2 protein-coding genes are annotated in these 1,204 nt (G+C 72.0%); both read left to right on the top strand.

The window, feature by feature from the left end; translation table 11 throughout:
* On the top strand, positions 1–905 hold a 905-nt coding region (locus tag D452_RS0101270), incomplete at its 5' end, for an acetyl-CoA C-acyltransferase (protein ID WP_017542352.1).
* Between the two features lie 106 nt (positions 906–1,011).
* Positions 1,012–1,179 carry a hypothetical protein gene (locus D452_RS30600; protein ID WP_160167866.1) on the top strand — a complete coding sequence of 56 codons (168 nt, stop codon included), beginning with the start codon at positions 1,012–1,014 and terminating at the stop codon, positions 1,177–1,179.
* Positions 1,180–1,204 lie beyond the last annotated feature (25 nt).

The raw sequence follows: 1,204 nt of genomic DNA, 5'->3' as shown, positions 1-1,204 counted from the left end.
CCGCCGGCGTCACCATCGACCGCCAGTGCGGCTCGTCCCAGCAGGCCGTGCACTTCGCCGCCCAGGGCGTCATGTCGGGCACCCAGGACCTCGTGGTCGCCTCGGGCGTGGAGAACATGGGCATGGTCCCCATGGGCGCCAACGCCAAGTACGCCTTCGACGCCGACCTGCCGATCTTCGGTGAGGGCTGGAGCAAGCGCTACGGCGACCAGGAGATCTCCCAGTTCCGCGGCGCGCAACTGATGGCCGAGAAGTGGGGCTACAGCCGCGCGGACCTGGAGCACTACTCGCTGGAGAGCCACCGCCGCGCCGCCGCGGCGCGCGACGCCGGATACTTCGACGGCCAGATCGCGCCGCTCGCCGGGGTCTCCCGGGATGAGGGCGTGCGGCCCGAGACCACCCTGGAGAAGATGGCCTCGCTCGACCCGCTGCGCGAAGGCTGGGCGCTCACGGCCGCGGTCGCCAGCCAGGTCTCCGTGGGCGCGGGCGCGCTGCTCATCGCCTCCGAGCGGGCGGTGAACAAGCACGGGCTCACCCCGATGGCCCGCATCGTGCAGCTGTCCCTGGTCGGCGACGACCCCGTGTACATGCTCACCGCCCCCATCCCGGCCACCCGCGCGGCCCTGGACAAGGCCGGGCTCGGCATCGACGACATCGACGTCACCGAGATCAACGAGGCTTTCGCCCCCGTCCCGCTGGCCTGGCAGCAGGAACTGGGCGCCGACCCCGCCACGACCAACCCCAACGGCGGCGCCATCGCACTGGGCCACCCGCTGGGCGCCACCGGCTCCGTGCTGATGACCAAACTCGTCCACGAACTGGAGCGCTCGGGCGGCCGGTACGGCCTCCAGACCATGTGCGAAGGCGGCGGCCAGGCCAACACCACCGTCGTCGAACGGGTGTAGCGGTCGAGCCGCCCCCACCGTCCCCTGCGGCCGGGCGGGTGCCCCGACCCGCCCGGCGCGCCGACGACAGCCTGGGTATGTGCTGAACCCTGTGAGGGAGGTGGGCATGGCCCCGAATATCGCTGATCTTGTCGGGCTCGATCCTTCCGATCCCGGGGTCCGGCGCGAGCATGCCGCAGTCGCACGCGACATGGACGTCATCGAGGCGCTCGTCGAGCGATCCGGCCGGCGCCGGTATCACGTCCCCGATCGACGGCAGGGTCTGACGGTCTGAGACCGGTGCCTCGCCCCTGGAGCGG

This window comes from Nocardiopsis prasina DSM 43845 (assembly GCF_000341265.1).
GTDB classification, from domain to species: domain Bacteria; phylum Actinomycetota; class Actinomycetes; order Streptosporangiales; family Streptosporangiaceae; genus Nocardiopsis; species Nocardiopsis prasina.
The sequence above is the reverse complement of the archived record's forward strand: the minus strand, read 5'-3'. Positions and strand labels throughout refer to the sequence as shown.

Bases quoted from the DNA above. Each gene is read 5' to 3' on its own strand.
- D452_RS30600 (WP_160167866.1), top strand. From the start codon at position 1,012: ATGGCCCCGAATATCGCTGATCTTGTCGGGCTCGATCCTTCCGATCCC.